Consider the following 26,724-nt stretch of genomic DNA (forward strand, 5'->3'; position numbering starts at 1 on the left):
GGGCAGGGCGAGCATCGTGGCCACGGTGGTCATGGCCATCACGGTCGGAAGCATGGCGGCCACGGCAATCATGGAGAGCAGGGCGGCGATCACCAGAATGGCGGTCCCGGTGGCGAACATGGTGATCGCAGTGGTAAAAATCGCGGCGACCAGAACAATGACCCTGGCGAGCGCGGCAACCGTGATGGCGACAGCCAGAATGGCAACCGGGGTGAGTACGGCGGTAGTCGTGGCGATGACCGCAATGGTGGCGGCTGGAACCAGAACAGCAGCAGTTCCAACTGATCCCCTCCCTCCAGTAGAAGGTCCGGCATATTGCCGGGCCTTTTTTGTTTCGGAAGAGATATCCTGTAACTATGACGATAAGCCGCTCCGGGTATAACGCCTTGCTCTGATCGCGATGGTCGTTTGCGGGAGCAATGTATGAACGTCTCCGTGGCCCATGAATGGTTACGTCATCTATTCCCCATGTCAGGCTGGGGATGCTTCCCGAAGAGAGTGGAAAGAAGAACATCTCCAGTGGAAGTTTTTTCGATGTAATATTCGCTTCTATGTTCGGGGTTGATATACTCAATTCGGGATTACCATTCCCGATAGATCCTGAAATCTCGAAATTTTTTCCGTCTGATTTCTATTGTGAAATCAAAAGAATAGTATTTTAACGTCACTAACGACGGGGCCTAGCTAATCAACAGCTACATTTCCTGTTTTAATCAAATATTTATGACGTTTTTTATAATATATCAGGTCGTTGACGTGAGTAAATCGACTACGATCAACCAATTTTTCAATCCCATTCGCTCGGGTGGGGAGATTGTGTTGTCGATTTCCTGAGCAGTGACAGTCTGAAAATCAATTATTTCCCTCGCAAAGGCAGCAGTACAATCAGTTATTTTTATTGCTGTAAGTGGAGGGCCGATGCTTGAGGAACTTGTGCGTGCAAGAACAGCATGTGGCCTGAAATCCGACATCGACAATACGTTTTTCTTTGCCCGGAGACACGAGACGTCTGGCCATCGCCATCTCGTGACCGGAAATTATGTCGAAAAAATCGTTATTATGATCGCTGACTGAACCGGCGCACAGCCAAATCACGGAACTCAGGCCAATGACGCAATGTTATCTTCTGCTCTGGTCCAGGCTCATTTCTCCGAGAGTTTCGCTTTTCAGTAAACCCGGGGCAGTTCTTTTGTGCACGGCCCACATGGGACTGTAATCCGGCAAGGATGATCAGAACGCAGGCCTACGTGCACATGTGAAATCATGGGGAAAGCATAATAGATCCGATCTCATTTCCCGGTGCGGGAATACAGCTTTTTATACGGGCGTAACTCTCCCTTACGCCATGGACACAGCGTTCAGGATCAAGTCCCGCACAATCAATCGCATTGCGAAATGCCGTCCACGAGGCCCCGCGCCCCATCGGGTCCGCCGCCAGATGGCGTGCACCAAAACGGGCGCCATATCCCATTTTATCGACAAGCCTGATCAGGATGTTCGCACCAAGTTTGGACCCTTCGGCCACGTACAGCCACCCCATGGCGGTGGAGGGGTCGGTAATCTCCACAGATGTGCCCGGGGCGGGAAAGGCGATACCCAGATCCTGCATATCGGCGCTGACCTGCTGGAACCGGTTTCTTGCCGCAAGGTCCGGCACAATGCCTGCAAGCTGGTCATTATTGTAAAGCGGGTCGAGATCCCGGTGGAAACGATACTGCATCAGCACAAAGTCCCGATAGCCTGCGGCATCCGTGAACATGCCACGGGACATGACGGTGCGATTGAGATCATCGTGAATCTGGTGGGTCGCTTCACGCACATGGGATGACAGGGGTGTATGGGCGTTTCCATCATTCAGCAGGGCCATGTTTTCTTCCTGTTACAATTTTATACTTAACAGATAGGGGCCTGATTCTTGTCCTTGATATGAACCGGCCGCAGTAATCTGGCACTTTTTACGAATAATGCAACTAAGAATCAGGCGCAACAAATTCCTTGCTGCGGCCCGGTCCATATGGGTATCGTTATGCTAATGATTCTCATTATCGTTGGTGAATGATGAACAAGACCCCCCTCGTGCAACGGCCAGCGTGCCGTTACCGCATGCTGGCCACCACGGCCCTGGCCTGTCTCTGGCTGTCCCCCGCATTCGCCGCACCACTGGCAACGCAAACGGCCCCATCGCCCAAAACGGCCGGAAAACAGGCCTCTGCCCCGGCCCAGGTTTCCCTGTCACCCGAAGCCCCCATCAGGCTTTCCCCCGTCAAGGTGCAGGGCAGCAGGGACATCATTGACCTGATGAAATTCGATCCTGACAAGGATCATAGCGAAGTGGGCAAACCGGCGGTCCTGACCACCACCACAACCTACAAAACCTTCCGTGACCGGCAGATTGACAGTCTGGAAGATTACTCGCGGCGTGTGGATGCCGCTGTAAATTACAGTAATGGAAATTCCAGCATCAATATCCGTGGTCTGGACCAGAACCGGATCCTGACGACGATTGACGGCGTGCGCATGCCATGGGCGAACGATGGCGCCTATGCCGGCAGCTTCAATACCGCGCAGGGCGGGGTAGGGGACTTCGACTTCAATTCGCTGGGGGCGATTGACGTGGTCAAAAGTGCGGATTCAAGTTTTTTCGGCACCGGGTCACTGGGCGGCGTGATTGCCCTGCGCACGCTGGACCCTGAAGACATCCTCAAGCCCGGTAAAAACTTCGGCGGCCTGACCAAGCTGACCTATAATGGCGCAAGCGAGGCCGCGCTGCTCAACCAGGCTTTTGCGGCGCGTTACAAGAACACTGTGTTCCTGTTGCAGGGCGGCTACCAGAATGGCAGCGAAACCGGCAACCGTGGTGACATAGGCGGCTATGGCCGGACCCGGACAATGAAAGATCCTGCTTCCTATCAGGTCGGCAATTTTCTGGGCAAGGTCCGGCATTATTTTGCCGGCGGCCACAGAATCGGCCTGACGGGGGAATGGTATGACCGCAATTATAACGAGGAAACCAAAACTTCCGAAACCACGGCAACCGACCGCTACTATACCCGCAGCGAAAACCAGCGCTCCCGCGTATCGGCCAATTACGACTATCAGGCCGACAGCCCGACGGCCCTGTTCAGCGAGGCGCATTTCCTAGCCTACTGGCAGAGCATAAAGACCGATACCGACATCACCAACCGGGATTCCGCCAACGCCTCGACCTATACCCATGAACATCTGAGCCTGCCCGTGCAGTCCTATGGTGTTACCGGGTCAGCCACAAACAACATCTTTACCGGCCCGCTGCACCACAAGATCACCTATGGCGGCGAAGTCTTCCTGACCGATACCTACCAGACCCAGACCGGCCAGCAGGCGGTCTCCAGCCCCTACCTGCATGACAATTTCTCCGATATGCCCAAGGTTCATGGCACGGATATGGGGGCCATCGTTCAGGACCGCATTGGCATCGGCCGCAATGAGTGGTTCCATATCACGCCGGGCTTCCGCTTCGATTATTTCCAGCGTGACCCGCACAATACTACATCCTACATGGCGAATGCGGGCTATAGTGGCCTGCCACACGGTGCCCATGGCTCGCACTTCTCACCCAAGGTGCTGGTGGAAGCGCGCGTAGCCCATGACCTGACCCTGTATGGACAGTATTCCGAAGCCTACCGCGCGCCATCGGCCACGGAAGAATACCTGAACTACAGCACCCCGCCATTCTATCAGGTCAGCGGCAACCCCAACCTCAAGCCTGAAAGCAGCAGGGGATGGGAAGTGGGTATGAAATACGGAAATTCCGAACGTGGGGCCAATATTTCGTTCTATGATAACCACTACAACAACTTCATAGACATGGAAGGGGTCAGTGGCTGCTCGGGGTATTACCTGTGTTATGGCTACACCAACCTGGCGCATGTGCGCATCTATGGCGTGGAGGCAAGTGTAAACTGGGCGTTTGACCGGCACTGGCACGCATGGGGTTCGTTTGCCTATGCCGATGGGCGCGATACCGACATGAACTTCCACCTCAGTTCGGTCGCACCCTTCCGCGGGATCATCGGCTTTGGCTACAAGAGGGATAACTGGGGCACCGACCTGTCGGGCACATTCGCCACATCGCGTGATGACGCCAAATACCTGACCACCACGGGATCGTTACAGAACCAGTGGAAAACGCCCGGTTACGTCATTTTTGACCTGACGGGCTGGTACAGCCCGACATTCTACCGCCCGCTGCGCATACAGGCAGGGATGTACAACATCTTTGACAAGGCTTATTACAACGCCGCCTCGCTGCCCTATGGCCAGTCATCCAGTTCCCTTTCGGAGCGGTATTACACGCAGCCCGGCCGCTCCTTCAAGGTAACCGCAAGGATCGAGTTCTGATGGCGGATAAACCAGTAAGCCCCGGCCGGATGGAAATGGGGCGGCGACTGTTTTCCTGCCTGCTGGCGGGCGGGCTGATGGCCGTGCCACGCACCGGTTGGGGTGCCGGGGATGGCATGGTCACCGATTGCCGGGGGCGGCAGGTAAAAATCGGCCCCGCAAGGCGGATTGCCAGTATCGGCGGCACCATTACCGAAACACTTTACGCACTGGGTGCGGATTCACGTATTATCGCAGTCGATATTACCTCCACATGGCCCGAACAGGCCCTGCGCGAGAAGAAATCCGTGGGCTACATGCGCGCCCTGTCCGCCGAAGGCATTCTCTCGCTCCGGCCTGACCTGATCCTGGCCATGAATGATTGCGGACCACCGCCGGTTCTGGCGCAGTTGATGGCGTCCGACGTGCCGGTCGTGTTTGTTGATGCCACACCATCCGAGACTGCCATTGTAGCCCGCACGCGCTTCCTGGCCGGATTGCTGCAGGCGGAAGCGGCGGGGGACCGGCTTTGTGCCGACATATCGCAGCGTTTTGACATACTGGCGCAGTGGCGCGCGACACATCCCGCAACAGGGCGGGTGCTGTTCATCATGCGCATGAGCAACAACCGCCCGATGGTGGCGGGCACGGGTACGGCGGCGGATGCCGTGATCCGCCTTGCCGGTGGCACCAATCCCGCAACGTTTGAAGGCTACAGGATACTCGATCAGGAAGCCCTGATCGGCCTGCAGCCCGATGCGGTCCTGACCATGGCGCAGGATGCCCCGCAGGTCCGCGCGGCCCTGCTTGGCAATGCGGGTTTCCAGTTGACCCCGGCAGGCAGAAATCAGGCCATCATCGCCATGGAAGGCGAACGCCTGCTGGGCTTTGGCCCCCGCACGCCCGACGCGGCGCTGGAACTGGCCCGTCGCCTGGGCACGCCCGCATGATGCGCGAAAGATCGCGCGCACCCTGGCTGTTCGGCCTGCTGTCGATCCTGCTGGTACTGACCATGCTGCTGGCCCTTGATATGGGGGCCACGACAGTGCACCTGCGCGACCTGTGGCACCCCGCCGGGGCGGAAGGACAGATGACCCGACTGGTGCTCAGGGATATTCGCGGCCCGCGCATCGTCATGGCCTGCCTGACCGGGGCGGCGCTGGCGGTGGCCGGTACGATCATGCAGGGGCTGTTCCGCAACCCGCTGGCTGATCCGGGGCTGGCGGGGGTCTCCTCTGCCGCAGCACTTGCGACCGCGTGCATCATCGTACTGGGCGGCACGTGGCAATGGACGGCGGCACTGGGTATGTGGACAGTGCCATGCGCGGGCATTGCGGGCAGTTTTGCAGGCATGGGGCTGCTCTATCTTTTTGCCACGCGTGGGGGCGTGACATCCATTACCGCCATGCTGCTGGCTGGCGTGGCCTTCGGGGCGTTCTCCGGCGCGCTGACCGGCATCCTGATCTTCCGGGCCAATGACACGGCGCTGCGTGACCTGACATTCTGGACAATGGGCAGTTTTTCGGGTGCGACGTGGCGCGGTGTTGGCCTGCTGGTGCCGTTCCTGCTGGTGGCCGGTGGCCTTGCGGCCTATCTGGCAACACCACTGAACGCCATGCTGCTCAATGAACGGAATGCCCATCTGATGGGCTATCCGGTTGAGAGGATCAAAAGCCTGTCGATGCTGGCGGTGGCCTGCGCCACGGGGCCGAGCGTATCGCTGGTGGGGGCAATCGGCTTTGTGGGGGTGGTCGTGCCGCATCTGGTGCGGCTTATGGTGGGGCCGGACCACAGGATCGTGCTGCCCGCCAGCGCCGTTCTGGGCGCCACGCTGCTGACCGGCGCCGACATGATGGCCCGCACGCTGGCCAGCCCGGCGGAAATACCGGTCGGCATCGTGACCGCGCTGCTGGGCACGCCGGCTTTTGTCTGGCTGCTGGCACGCAGCCACCGCACGGGTATCGCCTGATGGGTCTGGAATTACGGCACGCAACATGGCGGCAGGGTGGCCGCGAAATCCTGCGTGACATGACCCTGTCCCTGCGCAGGGGACAGGTCACGGCGATCATCGGCCCCAATGGCGCGGGCAAGAGTTCCCTGCTGCACCTTGCCAGTGGGCTGTGCCCCCCAACAGGGGGAGACGTACTACTGGATGGCAGACCGATCGCGGCCATGTCACCCCGGTATCTTGCCGCCCACCGCGCCATGCTGACGCAGGAAAGCGAAGGGGCAGGACAGTTTCTGGTGCGCCAGATGGTCATGATGGGGGCAGGGATGGCAGCCCATGGTCCTGATATGGCCCGGCAGGCTGCCCTGGCCGATGCGCTGGTGCGGCAGGTCGGGCTGGAACGCTTTGCCGGGCGACAGATGATGACCCTGTCTGGCGGTGAACGCCAGCGTGCCCATCTTGCCCGTGTGCTGATGCAGCTTGAGGTTGCCATGGCGTGCGGAACCGCCCCCGGTTTCCTCCTGCTTGATGAACCGATTTCCGCCCAGGACCCGGCCCATCAGGCGCTTGTCCTGCAACTGGCGCGCCGGCATGCGGACCAGGGCGGTGGCGTGGCGATCATATTGCATGACCTGAACTGGGCCGCCGCCTGCGCCGACCATCTGGTCGTGATCCGGCAGGGGGCAGTGCATGCGCAGGGACCACCAGGGTCCGTCCTGACACAGGATCTGGCCTGCACCGTTTTCGGCCTGACGGCGGGATGCGTTCACCTGCATGGCGCAACAGGCCGTCCCTTCATCCTGCCGCATGAAATACTCCATAAGGAAAAAGACCCATGTATATCGCCATGAACCGCTTCCGCGTAAAACCCGACTGCGTTGCGGAATTTGAACAGCGCTGGCTGGACCGCGACGTGCTGCTCACAACCGTGCCCGGTTTTGTCAGTTTCCAGTTCCTGCGCGGACCGGTGCATGAGGACCACGTCCTTTATGCCTCCCATACCGTATGGGCCTCCCGTGACGCATTTGCCGCGTGGACGCAGTCCGAACAGTTCCGCAAGGCCCATGCCCAGGCAGGGAAGGGCGGGAGCCTGACGATTGCCCCCCCGGTATTCGAGGGCTTTGATGTCGTTCAGGATATTGCGGGTCAGGGCTAAAACGATAGGGCAGCTCATGTGGCCGGTGACCCATGGTGATCATTTTACCACCATGGGTCCGAACAAGGCCGTGCGGGCAGGCTTACGCCTTTGACTGCCTGAACAGCCAGTCCCTTGCAGCCTTGATATAAAAAAACTTACGCGCCGACCCCATATGATCAACCCCGTCAAACGTCAGGAAAGTGACATTGGCGTCCTTATGAAAGATAGCCGTTGACCTGATCCGTCAGCTTCTGCTGACGATCGACAGGAAAGATGAGGGCAGGGTCAAGCTGTTCCTTCGGGCGCACGACCGTGCCACCGGCCTTTTTCCATACCGGCACGCATTTCTCATTCCATGGCGTCGCCTTGTCGTCTTCCGAACCGGTAATGATCAGGATTTTCTGTCTGGCAAGGGAGATGACATTGGCCGGGCGCTGCTGGCCCGCGATGATCAGCCCCGCAGCAAAGGTTTCGGGATGTCTGGCCATCAGCCACACCGATGTCATGGCCCCCATGGACCATGCCGGTGCAGTAAACCCGTTTGGGGTCAATCTTCAGCACCTTGTCAGAGCGATCCGACCGATTGGGATTGCCATAATTCCATGTGTTGCCGAGCAGGAATTCAACCAGCCGGTAGGTATTCTCCACGTCCGATGTATGTTCCCAGTAATCGTTCATGGTCGTGCGCTCGTAGCGTGGGGTAATGACCACGCATTCATGCCGGTCCTGCTCTTCGGGCAGGCTCCAGATACTGGCGATGCACTGTTCGGTCAGCGTCTGGGCGCAGGTGCCATCGGGGCTGGTACCCGAATGCGTAACGGCCAGAACAAGAGGGTAGGTCCGGTTCTCGCCCCCTTCCGCCAGAAAATATTTCGGCAGGTAAATGCTGTATTCAAGCCATGCGGAACGCGTATTATCATACATCGCTCTTTGGGTTGTTCTTCGGTCAGGGACAGATATGATCTGTGCATATTATTTTAACTATATAAAAATATTATATAAATCATAACCTGTAATCACAGTGCCTGTCTTATTCCCGCGCATGTTTTTCAAGGAAGGAGGGGACGAGCGGGTTATCACGCTGAAGGGAATTCTTGCTGGGCAGTTGTGATACATCCCATCCGCCACCAAGGTCGGCAATCAGCTTCACGCTGGCCAGCAGGCGGTTTTCCTGGATCTGCAACGCGGTTTCCTGATCCCCCAGCGCGGTCTGCTGGGTTGTAATCACGGTTGTATAAATGGCGGTGCCAAAACGGTATTCGTTCATCGACACGTCAACGGCCTTCACCGCCGCACGCACGGCGGCATTCTGCTGGCTGGCCTGATGTTCAAGGATACGCAGGCTGGAAAGCTGGTCTTCCGTATCCTGCAGGGCGGTCAGCACTGTCTGGCGATAGGTGGCGACCGCGTTGTCGTAATCGGCATTGGCCTCCTGCACCGCTGCCGTCCGGGCACCGCCTTCAAACAGGGTCTCGCTTCCCGCAGCCCCCAGCGACCAGATCCGGTTGGCAACCTGGATCAGCGACTGGACGGGATTGCCACTATAGCCATAGGCGGCGGACAGGGTGACATCGGGATAGAAGGCAGCGATGGCGGCGCCTATTTCCGCATTATATTCTTCCATCGCGCGTTCGGCGGCGGCAATGTCAGGGCGGCGCTGCAGCAGTGTCGCGGGCAGGTCGACCGGCACGGCCGGAATGGCTGCAGGCATGGCCGCGCGGGCTATGGTCAGGTCGGCGGGCGCCCGGCCAATCAGCACCGCAATGGCGTGTTCATATTCCGACCGCGCCACATCCGTTGCGGTCGCACTGGCGCGGGTCTGGTCCAGCTCGGTTTCGGCCTGCAGTTCGTCGCCAGCATTCAGGGTGCCACCTTCATGCTGGTTGCGGATGATCGCAAGGTTATGCGCGTAGAGATCTGCCGACTGGTCCAGCAGCAGCCTGAGGGATTCCTCATAACGTAGTGAAAAATAATCCTGCGCCAGCTGTGACTGGTAAGACAGGCGCGCATTGGCAATATCGGCGGCACTCGCCTGCGTGGCCGTGACCTGTTCCTGTATCTGGCGGCGGATCTTGCCCCACAGGTCCAGATCCCAGTCGGCACTCAGTTCGGCAGCATAGGTATTGCGCGTGGAGCCGGTGCTGTAGGTGGTACCACTGGTGGACGTGGCCGTGCTGCCCTGACTGTTGCGCGCAAAGCTGAGATCACCCGAAAGCGTTGGATAGAGGCTGGCCTTTACCGCATTCACCGTCGCCCGCGCCTTGCGGTACTGGGCTTCGTATTCCTTCAGGTTCTGGTTGGACAGTGCGACCTGATCCTCCAGCGCGTTCAGCGTCGGGTCATTATAGACCAGCCACCATTTACCCTTTGGTATTGCCGCCATATCCGGCTGGCTGACCGTCCAGCCGGGGGCGGGCTGCAGTTCCTTGAACCGGGCAGAAATGATGGGCGCCGGGTGTTTGTAGCGCGGGCCGACCATAAGGCAGCCCGACAGCGTGACCGCCGCCAGCAGTACCGTCGTGCCGCGCAGGGCCATGCGAAAACGGGCGGAAAGAGAAGAAGGATACGGCATGGAACTGTCCTGATACGTCATCACGCTCACGAGGAACGGGCAGGGCGCACGGCGCGCGCTATGGCATGGAAAATGGCAGGAAGGCGGCGGCGACCCCACTGGCCCAGACGGTCGAGATACAGGTACACGACCGGCGTGGTGTACAGCGTCAGCACCTGGCTGAACAGCAGCCCCCCCATGATCGCAATACCCAGCGGGCGGCGCAGTTCGGCCCCGTACCCGTTACCCACCACCAGCGGGAGTGCCCCCATGGCGGCGGCAATGGTTGTCATCATGATCGGGCGGAAGCGCAGCAGGCAGGCGGTATGAATGGCGTCCTGAGCCGGGCGGTTGTGGTTGCGTTCCTCGGTAATGGCGAAGTCCACCAGCATGATGGCGTTCTTCTTCACGATCCCGATCAGCAGGATCAGCCCGATCAGCGCGATCAGGTCGAACTCCTGCCCCAGCAGGTACAGCGCCAGCAGCGCCCCCACACCGGCCGAGGGCAGGGTGGAGAGAATGGTCAGCGGATGGACATAGCTTTCATACAGGATGCCCAGCACCAGATAGACAGCACCCAGTGCCGCCACGATCAGGAGAGGTTCGTTACTGGCGGAACTCTGGAACTGGGCGGCGGTGCCGGCAAAATGCCCGTGCACGCTCGCCGGTACCTGCAGCCGGACAATCTCCTCGTTGATGATCCGTGTGGCATCGGACATGGAAGCACCGGACGCCAGGTTGAACGACAGCGTGGCCGCCAGCGACTGCCCCTGATGGTTCACACTCAGCGGCATGGTCGCGGACTGCATGCCGGACACGACAGAAAGCGGGACCATCGTTTCCGCCGTGGAGGAGACGGCCGACCCGCTGGAAGCCCCGCTGCCGCCCGCAAGACTGTTCTGGATCTGGTTGGCAAAGGACTGGCTGCTGAGCGAGGATGAGGTGGTGGACGTAGTGGAAGACGATGTCACCTTGATCGTATTGCTCTGCGTGCTGCCGCTGGCGGTCCCGCCCGATGTGCTGACCCATACCTGTTGCAGGGTGTCGGCATTGTCCCAGTATTTCGGCAGCACGTTCATCACCACCCGGTACTGGTTCAGCGGGTTGTAGATGACCGAAGCCGCACGCTGGCCAAAGGCATCATAGATCGTGTTGGAGATCAGCTGCGGGGTCAGGTTCGTCCGCCCCGATACGTCACGGTTGATCATGACATTGGTGGAAAGCCCGCCCTGCTGCACATCCGATGAGACATCCCGCAGTTCCGCATGCTTCTGCAATGCCGCCTGCAGGCGGGGAATCCAGTGGTACAGCGTCGCCGCGTCATCGCTTTGCAATGTGTACTGATAGGCCCCGTTGGCCTGCCGCCCGCCCGAGGGCAGCAGGCTGGGCAGCATGGCGATGAACTGCCCGCCCACAAGATCATGCGTGCGGTGGGTCAGATCGGCCAGTGTCTGGCTGATGGTGGTCTTGCGCTGCGCCTTGTCGATCAGGTCAATGAAGATGTTGGCCTGGTTGCTGGAATTGCGGCCACCAACAAAACCGGTCACGCCAGAGACCTGTCCGTTCTCCAGAATGTTCTTTTCCACCTGATCGACTTTCGCCAGCATCTCATCGAAGGAAGTGGCCTGATCGGCAACGAGATGCGCCATCATCATGCCGGTATCCTCGGTCGGGAACAGACCTTTGGGCATGATTACGAACAGCAGGCCCATTACCCCGATGGTTACGGGCAGCGAAAGCAGCACCAGCCTGCGATGGCGCAGGGCCGCCCCCAGTGACCGGCCATAGGCGTTTTCCACGTAAGCAAAGGCCCGTTCCATCCGCGCTGACAGGCGTGACCAGAAGGTTGGCGGCCGGTCGGCCCGCGCTTCCCCCGATGGCAGGATACGTGCGCACATCATGGGCGTAAGCGTAAGCGACAGCACCATGGAGACGAGCACCATGACCGAAATGGTCACGGCGAACTCATGCAGCAGGCTGCCCATCAGCCCCCCCAGCATGAGAATGGGCAGGAACACCGCCACCAGCGAGATGGAGACCGACAGCACGGTAAAGGCCACTTCCTGCGCACCCTGCAGCACCGCATCGGCGCGGCTCGCCCCCTGTTCCATGTGGCGGCTGATATTCTCGATCACCACAATGGCATCATCCACCACAAAGCCCGTCGCAATGGTCAGTGCCATGAGGGAAAGGCTGTCGAGCGAATAGTTCAGGAGCTTCATCACGCCAAACGTCGTGACCAGCGATGCGGGAATGACCAGGGCCGGCACGATGGTCGTGCGTGGCGAACGCAGGAACACCAGCACCACGCCAACCACCAGCAGGACCGATAGCACCAGCGTGCTCTTGGTATCGGTCAGGGCCGCCTGGATGGTGGCGGAGCGGTCCATGCCGACATGCAGTTCCACATCAGCGGGCAAGGCGGCCTTCAGGGTCGGAAACTGCGCCCTGATCTGGTTGATGGTCTGGACCACATTCGCCCCCGCACGGGGAAAGACAATGGCCAGAACGGCGGGCTTGCGGTTGAAGAAGCCGCCATTCTCAACATTTTCCACCCCGTCAGTCACCTGCGCCACGTCCTCCAGCCGCACCGGACGCATGCTGCGATAGGCCACGATCAGGCCCTTGAGGTCCTTTGCGCCATGAACCTGATCGTTGGTCTGCAGGATCAGGCGCTGCTTTCCACGATTGAGGAATCCCTTGGGCGTATTGGCATTGGCTGATGACAGGGCGGCACGGATATCCTCGAACCCGATGCCGTATTTGAACAGGGCGAGGGGGTTGAGTTCCACCCGCACGGCAGGCAGCGCCGCCCCACCCAGCATGAGCTGCCCCACGCCACTGATCTGGGAGAGATGCTGTTCAAGCACATTGGTCGCCACATCATAGACCTGCGCGGGCGTTCGGGTTTCCGATGTAAGGGCAAGCACCATGACCGGCATGCCGGCAGTGTTGGCCTCGACATAGGTCGGGTTCTGCCGCAGGGTAGCGGGCAGGTCCGCGCGGGCTGCCACGATGGCCGCCTGCACGTCACGCGCGGCGCTGTTGATGTCACGGGAGGTATCGAACTGCAGGGCAATGCTGACCTGCCCCGTCACGGACTGCGAGGTCATCTCGCTCAGCCCGGCAATCGTGCCCAGATGCCGCTCCAGCGGTTCGGCAATGGTGCTGGCAATCTGTTCCGGCGTGCCACCGGCCTGCTGGGCCTGCACCTGAATGACCGGCAGATCGACATTGGGCAGGTCGGATACGGGCAGCAGCCAGTAGCCGATGGCGCCGGCAATCATCATGCCGATCACGATAAGCGTGGTGCCGATCGGGCGCTTTATGCACAGGGCGACGATCGACATGTCAGCGTGCCTCCCCTGAAGGCGCAGGGGGCGCGGACGCATGGCGGGCGCGGAAGGCGGCAAAGCGCAGGCGCACCCGCTCCATGAACAGGTAGATGACCGGCGTGGTGAACAGGGTCAGCAACTGGCTTACGGCAAGACCACCGACAATGGCATAACCCAGCGGGCGGCGCAGTTCCGACCCGGTCCCGGTGCCGATCACCATGGGAATGGCGCCCAGCATGGCGGCCAGCGTGGTCATCAGGATCGGGCGGAAGCGCAGCCGGGCCGCACGCGTTATGGACTGCACGGAATCCATGCCTTCCAGCCGTTCCGCCTCCAGCGCGAAGTCGATCATCATGATGGCGTTTTTCTTCACGATGCCGATCAGCAGCACGATCCCGATCACGCCCATCACGTCCAGCCCGGACCCCGATACCCACAGCACCAGCAGCGCGCCAATGGCGGCCGAGGGCAGGGTGGACAGGATGGTCAGCGGGTGGATGAAGCTTTCATACAGCACACCCAGCACGATATAGACCGCAACAACGGCCGCCAGTATCAGCCAGGCCTCGTTGCTCATGCTGCCCGCAAACACGGCGGCCGTGCCCTGAAAGGATGTCTGCATGGTGGCGGGCAGGTGCAGCGATTTTTCCACCCGTTCGATCGCATCGGTCGCGGCCCCCAGCGAATAGCCCGGTGCGACATTGAACGAGATGGTCGATGCCGGAAACTGCGCCACATGGGTAATCAGCAGCGGCGCGGTGGATGCCGACATGCGTGTTACCGTGCTCATCGGTACAAGGCCGGATGACGGGTCACGGGTCGGGCCAGAGGTGCTGGTGGCCCCGCTGCCGCTTGCGGCCAGGTACAGCCTGTCCAGCGCCTCGGGCGTGGTCTGGAGGGCCGGGTCGGCCTCAAGGATCACACGATACTGGTTGGACTGGGTGTAAATGGTGGAAATCTGGCGCTGGCCAAAGGAATCATACAGCAGGTTGTCCACCGTTTCCGGCGTGATGGAAAAACGTGCCCCCGTGGCCCGGTCCAGCGTGACATTGGCCGCCAGCCCCTGCGCCTGCAGGTCGGATGTTACATCGGCCAGCGCCGGTTCCCTGCGCAGCGCGTCAGTCAGGCGCGGCACCCATATGGCAAGGCGGTTCGTGTCGGAATCCGCCACAAGGAACTGGTACTGGGTGGCGGATACGTTGGTGTTCAGGGTCAGGTCCTGCACCGGCTGGAGGTAAAGCTGGGTCCCGGCTATGGCGGCTGTCTCGCGCTGGATACGCTGCGCCACCTTTGCTGCCGACAGGCTGCGTCTGTCATGTGGCGTCAGGTTGATTTCAAAACGCCCCCGGTTGAGCGTGGTGTTGTCCCCATCCACACCGATATAGGAGGACAGGCTGACCACGTCCGCATCCTTCGCAATCGCCGCCCCCAGCTGCTGCTGCAGGTCGCGCATCGCATCGAACGAGATGGAGGCATCCATGACCGACACGCCCTGGATGACCCCGGTATCCTGCTCCGGGAACAGCCCCTTGGGAATGACAACGACAAGCAGGCCGGTCAGCGCCAGCGTCGCCACGAACAGGACAAGGGTGGCACGCTGGTGGCGCAGTACCCGCGTCAGCCCCCGGTCATAGGCATCGATCACCGAGACGATCAGCCGGTCGGTCGCCTGTGCCCAGCGCGGCCTGGTTACGGCATGGGCCCTGTCCTTGAGCAGACGGGCGCACATCATCGGCACCAGCGTGAGAGAGACCACGGCGGACAGGATGATGGTCACCGCCAGTGTCACCGCGAATTCATAAAACAGCCGCCCGATCACATCGCCCATGAACAGCAGCGGGATCAGCACGGCGATGAGCGAGATGGTCAGCGAGACGATGGTAAAGCCGATCTCGCCCGCGCCCTCCAGCGCCGCAGTCATCCGGTCGCGGCCCATCTCGATATAGCGGGCGATGTTCTCGATCATGACAATCGCATCATCCACCACGAAGCCGGTGGAGATGGTGAGCGACATGAGCGAGAGATTGTCGAGCGAGAACCCCATCATGTCCATCACCGCCAGCGTGCCGATAATGGACAGCGGCACGGACAGCGCCGGGATGACGGTGGCCGACGGATCATGCAGGAACACGAAGATCACGCCCACCACCAGCGCCAGGGCCAGACCCAGTTCGAATTCCACATCCGCCACGGAAGCGCGGATCGTGGTGGTCCGGTCGGTCAGTGGCGTGATGGTGACGCCGCCGGGCATGTCCTGCTGCAGTGACGGCAGGGTTGCCTTGATGGCGTTGACGGTGTTGATGATGTTGGCCGAAGGCTGGCGGCGGATGTTCAGGATGATGGCCGGGGTCTGGTTCGACCATCCGGCAAGCTGGGTGTCTTCCGCCCCTTCCACCACCGTTGCGATATCACGCAGACGGACCGGGCCCTGACTGGTGTCGGACCAGCCGACAACCTGATTGAGCAGCTGGTCGGTGCTGGAAATCTGGCTGTCGATATGGATGGTGCGGTTCAGCTTTTTGCCGTTGAAGCTGCCGGTGGGGGAATTGACATTCACGTTGCCGATCGTGGTGCGCAGCGTATCCATATCGATGCCCAGCGCGGTCGCTTTGGGCACATTGACACGGACGCGGTAGGCCTTCTTGTTCCCGCCCGACAGCGAGACTTCACCCACGCCCGAAATCTCGCTGATCTTCTGCTGCAGGCGTGTCGTCACGTAATCCTGCACTTCGGGCAGGGGCAGGGTGGTGGACGTTACCCCCAGGATCATGATGGGCGTATCGGCCGGATTGACCTTGGAATAGATGGGGGGCGCGGGCAGGGCGCTGGGCAGCAGGGAATTGGCGGCGTTGATCGCTTCCTGCACCTCCTGCTCGGCCACGTCCAGCGACGTGGTCAGCCCGAAGCGCAGCGTGATGACGGATGCCCCGGCCGAGGACTGGGATGTCATCTGGTCCAGCCCGGCCATTTCGCCCATCTGCCCTTCCAGTGGTGCGGTGACGGATGTCATCATCACATCCGCACTGGCGCCGGGGTAGAAGGTACGGACCACAATGGTGGGATAATCCACTTCCGGCAGGGCCGAAATGGGCAGGAAGCGGTAGCCGATCAGTCCCGCCAGCAGCAGCGCGAACATGAGCAACGTGGTGGCGACGGGCCGCTTTATGAAAAGACGGGAGGGATTCATTGTCCCCCCTGCGTCGTGCTGGTGGTGGCGGGAATGGTAACCTTCGCACCGGCATGCAGGCGGTCGATGCCCGATGTCACCACCTGTTCATCCGCCTTCAGGCCAGAGGACACAACGACCGTATCCCCCTGGCTCACGCCGGTTTTGACCAGACGCACGGCCACGGTGCCATCGGACTGTACGACATACACGAAAGAGCCGTTGGGGCCGGACTGGATGGCGCTGGTGGGGGCAAGCAGCACATCGTGCTCGGTATCCACCAGCAGGTGGGCATTGACGAACTGGTTGGGGAACAGGTCTTCGTCCTTATTGGGGAACAGGGCACGCAGCCGGACCGTGCCGGTCGCGGTATCGATCTGGCTGTCCAGACTGCTGACCGCGCCATCGGTCAGCTTCGTGGTGTCCGTGCTGTCCCATGCCTCGACCGGTAGGGTTCTGGTCGTACGCAGCCGTTTCCACACCATGCCCAGCTTGTCCTGTGGCAGGGTGAAGATGACCGAGATCGGCTGCATCTGCGTCAGGACCGCAAGCCCGCCGGACTGTGCCGCGGTAATGTAATTGCCCCGGTCCACCGCACGGATACCGACACGGCCACTGACGGGTGCGGTGATATGGCAGTATTCAACGTCCAGCCTGTAAGTATCGACAAGCCCCTGATCGGCCTCCACCGTGCCTTCAAGCTGCTTGACCTTGTACTGCTGGTCCTGTGCCGTCTGGGTATCGATACTGTCGCGTCTGAGCAGCTTCTGGTACCGGATGTTATCCATCCGCGCTTCATCAAGCTGGGCCTGATCGGCCGCGAGTTGTCCGGAATACTGCTTCAGTTCGGCTTCGTAGGGGCGGGGGTCGATGACCGCCAGCAGGTCGCCTTCATGCACTTCCTGTCCTTCGGTAAAGAGCACCTGCGTCAGATAGCCGTCCACACGGGTCTGTACCGTGACATTGGTGACAGGAATGACCGTACCCAGTTCGCTCAGCACAACCGGCATATCGCCAGCCTTTATGGTCGCAACGGAGACCGGAATGCCCGCATCCACCGTTTTCGTGGCCGCCTTCGCGCCGCACAGCGGATGCAGGCCAGCCAGAAACAGCGCTGTCAGCAGGGTAGCGCGACGCAGGCCGTGATACTTGACCCGTGTCGTGTTCTTACGCGTTGAAACGATATCCCGCGTCACATGGCAGGAAAGCCCGCCGCACGTGGACACGGAGAAAGGAAAATCGTGAACAGGCTGCATTCTTCTAAGGTCCGTCTCTGTACTGGCGTGGCGGGGAACCTGGGTATCAATGGGCTGTGTGCGCATTGCCGCGCATCAGCACCGCCGTGTGCTGGTCAAGCGGCAGGGCAACGCGCACCAGCAATCCGTGCGGCTGGCTGGAATGGAAGGTCATGCTGCCATGATGGCGCTGCACGATGTCATGGATGATCGACAGGCCCAGTCCCAGCCCGCCATCCGAACTGCGGGCCGGGTCCAGCCGGGCGAAGGGAAGCAGGACGACATCGTGCATCTCAGATGGAATGCCTGGACCGTTATCGGCCACTTCGATAATGGCGTCATGACCGCTCCGCCGTGTATCGACGCGCACCTCACTGCCGAATTTACAGGCATTGTCGATCAGATTGTTGACCATGCGCGCCACGGCGACAGGCTGGCACAGACAGGTCAGGCCCAGGTCACCCTGATAGATCACATTGCGGCCGGTCGCCTCGAATTCCGCGCAGACACTTTCCACCAGCGCACCGATATCGACCCGTTCCGCCGGTTCCGTGTCGCCCTGGCCTTTCAGGAATGACAGTGCTCCGTTCAGCATCCGGTTCATGAGCCACAGGTCGTTGCGCAGGGCCGCGGGGGAAGCATCGGCGCCGCCCATCTCGATGCGCATGGACAGCCGGGTGAGCGGCGTGCGCAGGTCGTGGCCAATGGCCATCAGCATGCGGGTCCGCTCCTCGGCGGCAGCAGCAATGCGGGCCTGCATACGGTTGAAGGCGCGGGCAACACGGCGCAGTTCCGCCGGCCCCTGTTCGGTCAGGGGTTCGGGCGTGATGTCATAACCGAAGGTTTCGGCCTTGTTCGCCAGTATCTTCAGCGGGCGATTGATACGCCACAGGCTCCATAGCGACAGGCTACCCATTATGGCCAGCAGGGACAGGAATGACACGATCAGCGGCAGCGTCGCGCGCATGAGCTGGGGCAGGTGATGGTTGATCCCGTTATGCGCGGTAATGAAAATCCCTTCACGCGGCATGTCGATATGGGTGGACGTCATGCCGCTGGAATCCGCAGCGCAGGTCGATACGTTGATGACGGCATCCCTGTTGCCCGCCTGCGCCTGGAGAATACGGCGCAGCAGGATTGAAAAATGTTCGGTTGGAATAAACGCACATGGAAAGGGAGCGGTGGTGCGCAACGATACGTCCGGCGTCGACATACCCTGCGCAATGGTTTCCCGCATTGCAGGCGGGCTTGCACGTAACGCATCAATCGCGGTTTCAAAGGCCAGTGCGTTTGGCCATGGCCCTTCAGGCAGGGGCGGCACGGCCGGACGCAACACGAACACCAGGAAGGCAACAACAAAAATGGTGACCATCATGCTGGACACCACGATTGCGACCATCTGCCCGTAAACGGTTCGCGGCAGCAGGGAAAAGCGGTCCTTCATCAGTTGGCGGCCCCTGCGTCGGGTAATCCGGTGCCAGGGTCGAATACATAACCGTCCCCACGGACAGTGCGGAGCATCTCAAGCTGCCGGCCACCATGGGCAAGCTTGCGGCGCAGGCGGCTGACAAGCAGGTCAATGGCGCGTTCCTCAACCGCTCCCGGCGCGTGATAGAGCAGTTCGATGATCTGCTGCCTGCTCATCAGTTTTCCCACGTGGTTCCACAGCAGCAGCAGCAGGTCTGTTTCCGCGCCGGTCAGGGTCATGCGTACGCCCTCGGCGCTGTAAAGCGCACGTTTTTCCGGGATAAAGGTCCAGTTCCCAAACCGGTAACCCGGTTGCTGGGCGGGCGCGACGGGTGCAAGATCCCCGGGCGGGCGGCGCAGCACGGCCCGGATACGGGCTGCAAGTTCACCCAGATCGAAGGGTTTGCTGACGTAGTCGTCCGCGCCCAGGTCAAGGCCCGCAATTCGCTCACGGACATCCGCAAGTGCCGTAACCATAATGATGGGGGTGGCGCCGTGCCCACGGATCAGGCGACAGATGTCATGGCCGCTTTCGCGCGGTAGCATGAGATCGAGCAGGACAAGGTCAGGCTTACGCACGGCAAGGACAGCACCCACCTCGGCTGCCGTCATGGCGGACCCGACCTCATAACCCTGCTGTGACAGGAAACGTGTCAGCAGGTTACGGATATCCATGTCATCTTCCACCACAAGGACGAAATTCTGTCCTTTTCCGACAGGGGTAACATCTGTTCCCTGCCCGTCCGGAAGATCATGGCCTGACTGCCCCGTCATCAACCTGCTGCTCCGCGCCGCTACATTCGCATTCTTTCGATGCCGCGAAGTATAATCAGGACGCCATTACAGACCAGTAAATAAAAATCTGGTGGAATTTTTATTTCAAAAATGACAAAAATCGACAATAAAATTAAAATTTACCGCCGTTTAATGTACACGATGCCGCGCGCTACATTCTTCGGCAGGATCCGGTCCAGGTAGCCATTTTCCGGAACTTTCCCATGATCATTAATACCATGACGCATTATTATTGTAACGGAGATAATTACATTGGTTACAAAAAAAATCTTTCATTGGTTCTTGGTGGTGCTTAGCTGCGTCTGAAAGTGCGGTTATGCAGCAGCCTCTGACTGGCCGTATTTTCTGGAATGGGCAGGGATGTCACGTCTTCCCGCAAGCAGATGTCTCTGCCCATCCATTTTTTAGCATTCTTCCGTTTCATTAAAGAATTGATGACCTTGCGAAAATCGGTTGCCCGCTTTCGGCCACGCCGGTGCGCAGGCGGCATCAGAGGGCTATGCGCTCCCATGCTCATCGGTCAGATCAGAGGGATGGCGTTTCGTCCTGCACGTAATGCTGGCCATACGGCCCCGTTGTCATGATGTCCACATCCTAAGTTTGCATCACACACAAATCCGCTTGAAAGCTCATCATATCGATTTTCCAAAAAAAACACTGGACTACGACCATTATGAAATACAAATATAAACAGAACATTCCGGTCTACATTTCCGTTCCTGAACAAACATATGAACGGTTACGTTTCCAGTTATATTTTATATATATCGATATTAATTTATATTATATAAATAATATAAAAATTATTTTTGGTTTTTTGTGCAACATTCTGATTTTTATGAGATTATAATAAATATATTTCATGATATGTATTATTTGGAATTTAATCGTAGTATTTATTGTATAATTCCATGCATTATGTTGCTTATTGGCAATAACTTTGGGAACACAAGAAAGACAGGAAGATGGTTGAGGACCGGTAAGCAGCAGGTTTACATTTCGTGACGGGAACACGGCCGGGCATCAGGTTAAGATTCGGCTCCCAACAGGTGAGATGCCACTGCTGTCCATGCCCGACCTTACTACAGGACGTGCCATCACGTTCTTTCTGCCTGTCCTTCTGCTGGCCCAGTCAGGCTGTTACCGACCGCCGGACGATACGGATAAATGCTGGCGTGCCCCACCGCCACGCAACGGCAGCCTTCATGGCAGCATATCCACCGGCTTTGGCGTCGGTAGCGGGCGCGGCGTGATGGGTGGGTTCCCTATGGGCGGCATGACAGGTGCAAACGGAATGCCCGGCCCGGTGCCAACGGGTATGGGACCCGGCATGGATGAGGGCGGTCCCTTCATGGAAGATCAGACCAGCAAGCACGGCCTGCCGAAAGACTGCACGCCGCCGGACTTTCCCAGGCACGCACAAAGTTCATCCCGTCAGACAGCCGCACCATCAACCCTGCCTGCGGTCCAGCAGGTACCCGATACGGTAGACGTATCCGACATCCGCATCGGTCCGTGAACCGATCCTTCTGTAATGCCCGGGATAAAACACCCCCATTTTCTGAATGGAATTGATCAGTTTTCATGTCATGAATGTAGTAAAGTTACAGAATAGAGTCAGAGGGCTGCGCGAGAGTTCATGACGGGATGAGAAGAGGGGAGAGAGGCACACCTGTACCCGTCAGGGAGTTCGTCATGACAATCCGGGAACCCGGATCGGGACACCGTTTTTCAGACCGGAACCGGACAGGCTTCCGGGAAGGGGCTGTAGTCTGCGCAGACTGCCGCCTGCAAGTCTTTCTATCCGCTTTCCCTATGGCCTGCCTGATCGGTTGCAACTGCACGACTTCCTGCCGTCTTAATCAGTTCCGTTCCGTAACCGCTACAGAGGCGGTCGGAAACACTTCTGGACGACCCGGAAACCGCCCGGCACCACCTCTCATACCTGGAGATCATGCAGACATCAGGAACAGCAAAAATATTGATCTGAACAGACAGGACATGGAGGACCTGAACATGGACGCAACGGAATATCGGCCTGACAGCAGACTTCTACGTCTGCGCGAAGTTACTGAAAGAACCGGACTGAGCCGGGCGACCATTTACCGGCATATCAGTAAAGGAACTTTCCCCAGACCACGCAAACTGTCCAGCGGCACGATCCGCTGGCATTCCGGCATTATCGAGGACTGGATCAATACCGCCGGAACATCAGATACCTGACCGGCGTCTGGTCGCAATCAGTTCCTCAAGGCTGGCCTGGCCGTCACTGACCAGGTCAGCCCAGACCTGTGCAAGTTCACGCCGCCGGTCCAGATAGATCGCCCGATTGTATGCTCCCTCTACTTTATCCTTGAGCGAATGGGCCAGCATCACATCGATGACCTGCCGGTCACTTCTGAAACGCTCATTCATGATGGTCGAAAACGATGCCCGAAAGCCGTGCGGCACGTGACAGTGATGAAAACCCGCACGGTTAAGCAGATAACCCAGTGCATTTTCACTCATGACCTGTCTGGGCCGGAGCGTATTGGGAAACAGATGCGGCCAACGACCGCTGAATGGCCGGAGCGCCTCAAGGGTCGCAACAGCCTGACGGGAAAGCGGCACCAGATGATCACGCTTCATCTTCATCCGCTCCGCCGGAATACTCCATAGGGGCGTTGATCCGTCGAGCCCTTCAAAGTCAGCCCACTGTGCAGACCGTAATTCGCCTGGCCTGACAGCCGTCAGATAGAGCAGTCGCAATGCCAGAAGGGTCACAGGATGCGCCTCTTCGGCTTCTGTCCTGTGAATGAGCCTGCGGACGCCGTCCAGATCCGTAATGGCAGGCTGCCGACCTCGTATGACGGGACGAAGCGCAGGAGCCACAACGGCAGCAGGGTCCGAAGAACCGCAACCGGACGCGATTGTATGCACGAAGACATCACTCATGCGCTGACGGATGCGATGGGCCGTCTCGATTGCCCCGCGGTCCTCGATCTGCCTCAGCACGGCAAGGACGAGGGGAGGGGTGATATCGCTGACAGGAAAATGACCGAGTTTGGGAAAGATATCCCGCTCCAGACTGCGGATCACGTCAAACGCATGACGCGTGGCCCACAGGACCTTGCGCTGTTCGTACCATTCGCGTGCGACAGCTTCAAAAGTCGTTGCCGTGTTCACACGCGCGGCAAGACGCACGATCTTCGCCTGCACCGAAGGGTCACGGCCTTCACGAAGAATACGCCGGGCTTCCTCCCGCCCGGCACGCGCTTCAGCCAGCGAGACAGCAGGATAATGTCCGAGCGTGAGCAGTTTCTCCCGCTTTTCGAATTTGTAACGGAGCCGCCAGATCTTCTTTCCCGCCGGGGTAATATGCACGAACAGTCCGCCCGTGTCTGCCGACCGCCAGGCCCTGTCGGCCGGCCTGGCCGAGCGGATTTTTGCGTCGGTAAGCATCGCAATCTCCATACCCGCTGTGCCTGTTTCCCATACCCGCTCCATACCCGCTTTCTGGCAGGACAGAATGAGACAAAACAGGAACTTTCGAGATGAAGAATGCGCCAGAACTGGCTAAAAACCAATCTTTTTGACGCTATTTCATATTGTCTGAGAAGGAGAATTGGCGGAGGGGAAGGGATTCGAACCCTCGATACGACTTGACATCGTATAACGGTTTAGCAAACCGCCGCCTTCAGCCACTCGGCCACCCCTCCGCCGAAGAGCGCGCATTATAAGTAACACGGCGTTTGCAGGGCTGCTTTTAGCGTGTTGCCGCAACCCTGCAAAGCCCCAAAATGCGCTAAAGCCCGTTTTTACAGAACTTTTTTCAGGGCTTCATTCACAATGGCCGGATTGGCCTTGCCAGCCATGGCTTTCATCACCTGACCCACGAAAAATCCGAACAGCCGATCCTTGCCGCCGCGGTATTCTTCCACCTTGTCCGCATTGCGCGCCAGCACGTCGGCCACGGCCGCGTCAATCGCGCCGGTATCGGTAACCTGCTTCAGACCCTTGCGCTCCACGATGTCGGCGGCACTGTCACCGGTTTCCAGCATGTCTTCAAAGACTTCCTTGGCAATCTTGCCATTGATTGTCTTGTCAGCCATGAGGTCCAGCATACCACCCAGCGCCTGCGCTGAAATCGGACTGTCCTGAATGCTGCGACCCGTGCGGTTCAGCGCGCCAAACAGGTCACCCGTGACCCAGTTGGCGGCCAGGCGGGCATCGCGGCCCCTGGCCACTTCTTCATAGTAATCGGCAATGGCCTGCTCCGCCACCAGCACGCTGGCGTCGTAGCGGGGAATACCATACTGTTTGATGAAGCGGTCACGCTTGTCATCTGGCAGTTCGGGCAGGGCACGCTCCAGTTCATCCACCCATGCCTGCTCCACTACCAGCGGCAGCAGGTCGGGGTCGGGGAAGTAGCGGTAGTCGTGCGCGTCTTCCTTGCTGCGCAGCGAACGGGTTTCGTTGCGTGACGGATCGAACAGGCGGGTTTCCTGATCAACCTCGCCACCACCTTCCCATACCTCGATCTGGCGCGTGGCCTCGACCTCGATCGCATGCATGACATAGCGGATGGAGTTGACGTTCTTGATCTCGCAGCGCGTACGGAACGGCTCGCCCGCCCTGCGCACCGACACGTTCACGTCGGCACGCATGGAGCCTTCCTCCATATTCCCGTCGCATGTGCCAAGATAACGCAGGATCTGGCGCAGCTTGCGCAGGTAGGCGCCTGCTTCCTCCGGACTGCGGATGTCGGGCTCGCTGACGATTTCCATCAGGGCAACGCCGGCACGGTTCAGGTCAATGAAGGACCGCGTCGGGTCCTGATCATGCATGGACTTGCCCGCATCCTGTTCCATATGCAGGCGCGTGATGCCGATATGGCGTACCGTGCCATCACCCAGTTCGATCTCGACCGTGCCTTCACCCACGATGGGGTGGGTGAACTGGCTGATCTGGTAGCCAGTCGGCAGATCGGCATAGAAATAGTTCTTGCGGTCAAACCGGCTTTCCAGATTGATGCGCGCGCGCAGACCCAGACCTGTGCGGATGGCCTGCGCCACGCATTCCTGGTTCAGGACCGGCAGCATGCCGGGAAAACCCGCGTCAACAAGACTGACATGGGTATTGGGTTCCCCACCGTAGGATGCGGAGGCACCGGAAAACAGCTTGGAGTGGCTGATGACCTGCGCGTGGACTTCCAGACCCACCACGATTTCCCACGTGCCGGTCTTGCCTTCGAGTGTATAGCTCATTTCGCGCCCTCCGCACGGATGGCAGGCCGGTGGGTAAAGCCCGCAGCACTTTCCAGCGCGCTTCCTGCGGCAAGCAGGGTTTCCTCATCAAACGGACGACCGATCAGCTGCAGGCCAAGCGGCAGGCCGGTAGCGCCCAGCCCAACCGGCACGGACATGGCGGGCATGCCAGCCATTGACGCCGGCACGGTGAAAATATCGTTCAGGTACATCTGGACCGGATCATCCGTCTTTTCCCCCTGCGCGAACGCGGGCGTCGGCGCCGTGGGGGTCAGCAATACGTCAACCTTCTGGAAACTTTCGGTAAAGTCGCGGCGGATCAGGCTGCGGACCTTCTGCGCCTTCAGGTAATAGGCGTCGTAGTAGCCTGCTGAAAGCACATACGTCCCCATCATGATACGGCGGCGCACTTCGGGACCAAAGCCCGCGCGGCGGGTAGCTTCGTACATGGCGTCCAGTGTCGCGCCGGGCACGCGTTCGCCAAAGCGCAGGCCGTCATAACGGGCAAGGTTGGACGAACATTCGGCAGGAGCCACGATATAATAGGTGGCCAGACCGTATTTCGTGTGGGGCAGGGAGACATCGACAATCTCGCAGCCCGCCGCCTTCAGCCAGTTGATGCCCTGCTGCCATGCCGCCTCGATCTCGGCGGACAGGCCCTCGGCACGGTATTCGGCGGGAATGCCGACCTTCAGCCCCTTCAGGCTACGGCCGACGGCTGCGGAATAATCCGGCACGTCGCAGTTTACGCTGGTGCTGTCACGTGCATCAAACCCCGCCATGGACTGCAGCATGATCGCGCAGTCACGCACGCTGCGCGCCATTGGACCAGCCTGATCCAGCGATGAGGCATAGGCAATGGTGCCGAACCGGCTGCACCGGCCATAGGTCGGCTTCAGCCCGACAATGCCGCAATAGGCCGCAGGCTGGCGGATGGACCCGCCCGTATCGGTGCCGGTCGCCCCCATGGCAAGCCCCGCCGCCACGGCGGCGGCGGACCCGCCCGACGACCCGCCGGGTACCAGTTTGGTATCGGCATCGCCATTGCGCTTCCACGGGTTTTCCACCGGGCCGAAGGCGGATGTGATGTTGGCCGACCCCATGGCGAATTCGTCCAGATTGGTCTTACCCACAAACACCGCGCCATCACGCAGCAGGTTGGCTGTCACCGTGCTTTCATACGGCGGCACGAAGTTCTTCAGGATATTGCTGGCCGCCGTGGTCCGCACGCCACTGGTGCAGAACAGGTCCTTGATCCCTAGCGGGATGCCGGTCAGGGGCTTGGCCTCGCCCTTCGCCAGCGCCTCATCCGCGCAGGCCGCAGCCTGCAGTGCCGCGTCGGACGTGGGGGTGATGTAGGCATTCAGCCGCGGGTTCAGCGCCGTAATGGCGTCCGTATGCGCGCGCACCAGTTCCACGGCGCTAAATTTGCGCGCGCGCAGTCCTGCTGCCGCATCGGCAATCGTCAGTTCGGTCAGGCTCAT

General features: G+C 59.6%; 17 protein-coding genes, 1 tRNA gene and 3 pseudogenes. 8 read left to right on the forward strand and 13 right to left on the reverse strand.

Going from position 1 to position 26,724, the window contains the following annotated elements:
• Positions 1 to 285, forward strand: a pseudogene (locus tag B7449_RS21065) (hypothetical protein); the annotation flags it as partial.
• Between the two features lie 976 nt (positions 286 to 1,261).
• Here B7449_RS21065 and B7449_RS10690 read toward each other — a convergent pair.
• Positions 1,262 to 1,867, reverse strand: coding sequence for a biliverdin-producing heme oxygenase (locus B7449_RS10690; RefSeq protein ID WP_048883608.1), 606 nt, complete (start codon positions 1,865 to 1,867; stop codon positions 1,262 to 1,264).
• Between the two features lie 188 nt (positions 1,868 to 2,055).
• Here B7449_RS10690 and B7449_RS10695 point away from each other — a divergent pair, with 188 nt between their 5' ends.
• The 5 genes from B7449_RS10695 to B7449_RS10715 are packed head-to-tail and all read left to right on the forward strand — an operon-like array spanning position 2,056 to position 7,463.
• Positions 2,056 to 4,380, forward strand: a complete 2,325-nt coding sequence (locus tag B7449_RS10695; protein WP_244465754.1) for a TonB-dependent hemoglobin/transferrin/lactoferrin family receptor — start codon at positions 2,056 to 2,058, stop codon at positions 4,378 to 4,380.
• A complete protein-coding gene (locus B7449_RS10700) occupies positions 4,380 to 5,309 on the forward strand; it encodes a heme/hemin ABC transporter substrate-binding protein (RefSeq protein WP_235721013.1) in 930 nt (309 codons plus the stop codon). Before B7449_RS10695 ends, B7449_RS10700 begins: the two co-directional genes overlap by 1 nt.
• Positions 5,306 to 6,328: a FecCD family ABC transporter permease gene (locus B7449_RS10705; protein ID WP_039732918.1), complete on the forward strand. Its 1,023-nt coding sequence runs from the start codon at positions 5,306 to 5,308 to the stop codon at positions 6,326 to 6,328. Before B7449_RS10700 ends, B7449_RS10705 begins: the two co-directional genes overlap by 4 nt.
• Positions 6,328 to 7,158, forward strand: coding sequence for an ATP-binding cassette domain-containing protein (locus tag B7449_RS10710; protein ID WP_039732917.1), 831 nt, complete (start codon positions 6,328 to 6,330; stop codon positions 7,156 to 7,158). The genes B7449_RS10705 and B7449_RS10710 overlap by 1 nt, the downstream gene beginning before the upstream one ends.
• Positions 7,143 to 7,463 carry an antibiotic biosynthesis monooxygenase family protein gene (locus tag B7449_RS10715; protein WP_039732916.1) on the forward strand — a complete coding sequence of 107 codons (321 nt, stop codon included), beginning with the start codon at positions 7,143 to 7,145 and terminating at the stop codon, positions 7,461 to 7,463. Before B7449_RS10710 ends, B7449_RS10715 begins: the two co-directional genes overlap by 16 nt.
• A gap of 82 nt (positions 7,464 to 7,545) precedes the next feature.
• Here the strand turns inward: B7449_RS10715 and B7449_RS10720 are convergent.
• The 8 genes and pseudogenes from B7449_RS10720 to B7449_RS22830 all read right to left on the reverse strand — a co-directional run.
• Positions 7,546 to 8,366: pseudogene (locus B7449_RS10720) on the reverse strand (carboxylesterase family protein); the annotation flags it as partial.
• Between the two features lie 109 nt (positions 8,367 to 8,475).
• Entirely contained in the window at positions 8,476 to 10,017 is a 1,542-nt protein-coding gene (locus tag B7449_RS10725; RefSeq protein ID WP_048883609.1) for an efflux transporter outer membrane subunit, read from the reverse strand.
• A gap of 26 nt (positions 10,018 to 10,043) precedes the next feature.
• Positions 10,044 to 13,346: an efflux RND transporter permease subunit gene (locus tag B7449_RS10730; RefSeq protein ID WP_039732915.1), complete on the reverse strand. Its 3,303-nt coding sequence runs from the start codon at positions 13,344 to 13,346 to the stop codon at positions 10,044 to 10,046.
• Position 13,347: 1 nt separating this feature from the next.
• Positions 13,348 to 16,518 carry an efflux RND transporter permease subunit gene (locus B7449_RS10735; RefSeq protein ID WP_039732913.1) on the reverse strand — a complete coding sequence of 1,057 codons (3,171 nt, stop codon included), beginning with the start codon at positions 16,516 to 16,518 and terminating at the stop codon, positions 13,348 to 13,350.
• Positions 16,515 to 17,753: an MdtA/MuxA family multidrug efflux RND transporter periplasmic adaptor subunit gene (locus B7449_RS10740; protein WP_039732912.1), complete on the reverse strand. Its 1,239-nt coding sequence runs from the start codon at positions 17,751 to 17,753 to the stop codon at positions 16,515 to 16,517. Before B7449_RS10740 ends, B7449_RS10735 begins: the two co-directional genes overlap by 4 nt.
• Before the next feature lie 46 nt (positions 17,754 to 17,799).
• Complete coding sequence (locus B7449_RS10745; RefSeq protein WP_048883610.1) at positions 17,800 to 19,176, reverse strand: ATP-binding protein; 1,377 nt, start codon at positions 19,174 to 19,176, stop codon at positions 17,800 to 17,802.
• A complete protein-coding gene (locus tag B7449_RS10750; RefSeq protein ID WP_039732911.1) occupies positions 19,176 to 19,973 on the reverse strand; it encodes a response regulator transcription factor in 798 nt (265 codons plus the stop codon). The genes B7449_RS10745 and B7449_RS10750 overlap by 1 nt, the downstream gene beginning before the upstream one ends.
• Positions 19,974 to 20,418: 445 nt before the next feature.
• Positions 20,419 to 20,560 (reverse strand): annotated as a pseudogene (locus tag B7449_RS22830) (transposase); the annotation flags it as partial.
• Positions 20,561 to 21,048: 488 nt separating this feature from the next.
• On the opposite strand from B7449_RS22830, the gene B7449_RS10755 reads away from it, so the two are divergent.
• Positions 21,049 to 21,513 (forward strand): hypothetical protein, encoded by a 465-nt coding sequence (locus tag B7449_RS10755; RefSeq protein ID WP_039732910.1) that lies wholly within the window; start codon positions 21,049 to 21,051, stop codon positions 21,511 to 21,513.
• 497 nt (positions 21,514 to 22,010) lie between these two features.
• Positions 22,011 to 22,217, forward strand: coding sequence for a helix-turn-helix transcriptional regulator (locus tag B7449_RS10760; protein WP_048883615.1), 207 nt, complete (start codon positions 22,011 to 22,013; stop codon positions 22,215 to 22,217).
• Here B7449_RS10760 and B7449_RS10765 read toward each other — a convergent pair.
• The 4 genes from B7449_RS10765 to gatA form a co-directional block, all read right to left on the reverse strand.
• A complete protein-coding gene (locus tag B7449_RS10765; protein WP_039732921.1) occupies positions 22,206 to 23,435 on the reverse strand; it encodes a tyrosine-type recombinase/integrase in 1,230 nt (409 codons plus the stop codon). The genes B7449_RS10760 and B7449_RS10765 overlap by 12 nt on opposite strands.
• Positions 23,436 to 23,599: 164 nt before the next feature.
• Positions 23,600 to 23,692 (reverse strand) — tRNA-Ser (locus B7449_RS10770).
• 99 nt (positions 23,693 to 23,791) lie between these two features.
• On the reverse strand, positions 23,792 to 25,240 hold the full coding sequence (gene gatB / locus B7449_RS10775) for an Asp-tRNA(Asn)/Glu-tRNA(Gln) amidotransferase subunit GatB (RefSeq protein ID WP_039732908.1): 1,449 nt from the start codon (positions 25,238 to 25,240) through the stop codon (positions 23,792 to 23,794).
• Positions 25,237 to 26,724, reverse strand: a complete 1,488-nt coding sequence (gatA, locus tag B7449_RS10780) for an Asp-tRNA(Asn)/Glu-tRNA(Gln) amidotransferase subunit GatA (protein WP_039732907.1) — start codon at positions 26,722 to 26,724, stop codon at positions 25,237 to 25,239. Before gatA ends, gatB begins: the two co-directional genes overlap by 4 nt.

This window comes from Komagataeibacter intermedius TF2, from assembly GCF_000964425.1.
Lineage (GTDB): Bacteria > Pseudomonadota > Alphaproteobacteria > Acetobacterales > Acetobacteraceae > Komagataeibacter > Komagataeibacter intermedius.